The following is a 2,630-nucleotide window of genomic DNA, read 5'->3' as shown; positions in this document are numbered from 1 at the left end:
ACCCCCGCCGCCGCTCCCACCCCGAATGCGGCACCGGTGGCCGCCGCCGCGCACGTGGCCACGGCGGTCCACATCGCCACGGCGGTGCCGACGACGCCGTCCGTCTGGCAGACGGTGCGCTACGGCGCCCGGGGCGCCGTGGTCAAGCAGATCCAGCGGATCGTCGGCGCCTACGCCGACGGGGTCTTCGGTCCGAAGACGCTGGCCGCCGTCAAGCGGTGGCAGGGTAGCCACGGCCTGGTCGTGGACGGCATCGTCGGGCCCAAGACCGCCGCCAAGATGCGGCTGTCGAGCGGCAGCTCCGGCGGGTCCACCGCCCCGGTCAGCACGTCCGGCTACGGCGCCTGGCAGAACGTGCGGTACGGCGCCCGCGGAGCGGTGGTCAAGGACATCCAGCGCGTCGTCGGCGCCTACGCCGACGGCGTCTTCGGCCCCAAGACGCTGGCCGCGGTGAAGTCCTGGCAGGGCAGCCACGGCCTGCTCCGGGACGGTGTCGTCGGTCCCAAGACCGCGGCGGCGATGAGGCTGGACCCCGCAGCGAGCACCTCCCGCACCTCCGACGTGCCCTCGCGCGACACCGACCGCACGTCGGTGCGCGACCGGGTCATCGACACCGCCGCGGCCTACACGGGGATCATGTACCAGTGGGGCGGGACCTCTCCCTCCACCGGCTTCGACTGCTCCGGCTACGTGCAGTTCGTCCTGGGCAAGGTCGGCATCTCGGCGCCCCGGACCACCTACGCCCAGCTGACCCACTTCGCGCCGACGAGCAACCCGCAGCCGGGTGACCTGGTCTTCATCGGCACGAGCCACGTCGGCATCTACGCCGGCGGCGGCATGATGTACGACTCGGGCAAGCCGGGCATCCCGACCCAGAAGCGGCGCATCTTCAGCGGCGTGATCCGCTACCGCAGCGTCATCTGAGTCTGCTCGTTCCACACCGGTTTCTGTGCGCCAGACCGCTTTCGCGGGCCGATCGGGCCCGCGAAAGCGGTCTCGGGGACACAAAGGGCCGGTGGTCAGGGTGAGCCCTGACCCGGACCCTCAGCGCTGGACGAGCTGGTTGACGAAGCCCTTCGCCTTGGGTGTGCCGAAACCGGTCGTCAGGTCGTAGCCCGAGGTCGTCGGCATGCCGGGCACCGGACCGCGCTGCAGGATGCCGAACGCGTCGATCGTCCACATCTGGTTGTCGTCCCGGACACCGCTCGGGACGGTGCCGTAGGTTTCCGGGACGATGTCGCGGAAGGCCGCCGACCGGTCGAAGCTCGGGCTGTAGATCATCGCGTTGAGGTTGCCCACCGGGCCCTTGCCCGCCTGGGCGCGCGCCTGGTTGGCGATCGCCACGAGCGCCGCCATCTGCGGCGTCGACGCCGAGGTACCGCCATAGATGGACCAGCCCACGCCGTTCGTCTTCGGGAAGAAGCTGTGGTAGACCATCGTGCCGCCGTTGAGCGCCATGTTCCACGCCACGTCGGGCACGCCACGGTGGTCGCCGACCACTGACGCCACGCTGTCCTGCCAGGAGGGCCGCGGATACACCGTGCTCAGGCCGCCGCCGGTGCCGAACTCGAAGGCCGGCTCGTCACCGACCGCCTCGCTTTCTCCGCCCTGGGTGTACGCCCAGTACGGCGGGTTGTAGCCGGTCGCGGTGAACGGCCGGTCCTCGCCGGTCGGGTTCCACGTCCAGCCGTACTGCAGCTGGGTGCCACCGACCGAGGTGACGTAGGGCGAGACGTTGGGATAGCTGACCTGGGGCACCGGACTGGTCGCCCCCTGGTGGTGCGCCCGGGTCGACCCGAGCGTCCCGCTGTCGCCGGAGGCGGCGAAGAAGGTGTCGCCCTTGGCGAGGCCGCGCTGGAAGGTCTGGTCGAAGCGCGCGAACTGGCTGGCGGGCGACTTGCCAGCGAAGGCGGACTCGTCGGTGCCCAGTGACATCGAGAACACCGTGCCCGACGGGTAGTTCTTGATGGCCCAGTCGATCGCCTTCATCATGTTCGGCAGACCCTGCACTCCCTGCGTCTCGGCAACAGGGGTCGCCACCAGCACGATGTGTGCCTTGGGGGCGATGCTGTAGGCCCACTGGACGTCAAGGTTGGCCTCGCCGGCCCACCCCTCGGCAGAGACCGGGCCGGAGGTGCCCGACCCGTTGCCGGTGGAACTGCCACCGCCCGAGAGGAATCCGGGGTCGCCCAGCGGGAAGACCTGGTCGACGTTCGGCGTCGGCATCCCGAAGGTCGCTGCGAAGTGGTTGACGTCATGGATCGCCGTCGGGCTGCCGTAGGAGTCGACCAGGACGATCGTCTGTCCCTCACCCTGGTCGGTGAGGTGGTCGACGCCGTATGCCGCCCGCATCAGTGTGGGTGTGTAGCAGTGGACGAAGGTGGAGACTCGCCCGTCGGGGAGCGAGCAGGCAGGGGTGCCGGTGGTATCCGCCGCCGGGGTGAACGCGCTGTCCGGCACGCGTTGCGCCCAGGGCGTGGCCCACGTGTCGTCGGTCGTCTGCTTGCCCGGATCCGCGTGTGCGGCAACGGGAGCCAGGGCAAGGGCAGCCGTCAACGCGCCGGCGCCGACCAGCGCGCCGGCGCGCACCCGACGCCGTCCTCGTGATGCCGCTCGGACGCCGCGGTGGC

2 protein-coding genes are annotated in these 2,630 nt (G+C 70.8%); one reads left to right on the top strand and one right to left on the bottom strand.

The genetic code is table 11. The features are described 5' to 3' along the window. On the top strand, positions 1-924 hold a 924-nt coding region (locus tag FRW57_RS20220), incomplete at its 5' end, for a C40 family peptidase (protein WP_203230452.1). A 120-nt stretch (positions 925-1,044) separates the two neighbouring features. Here the strand turns inward: FRW57_RS20220 and FRW57_RS20215 are convergent. Next, a partial coding sequence (locus FRW57_RS20215; RefSeq protein ID WP_203230451.1) for a S53 family peptidase occupies positions 1,045-2,630 on the bottom strand: 1,586 nt, incomplete at its 5' end.

The organism is Segeticoccus rhizosphaerae, assembly GCF_009192725.1.
Lineage (GTDB): Bacteria > Actinomycetota > Actinomycetes > Actinomycetales > Dermatophilaceae > Segeticoccus > Segeticoccus rhizosphaerae.
The sequence above is the reverse complement of the archived record's forward strand: the minus strand, read 5'-3'. Positions and strand labels throughout refer to the sequence as shown.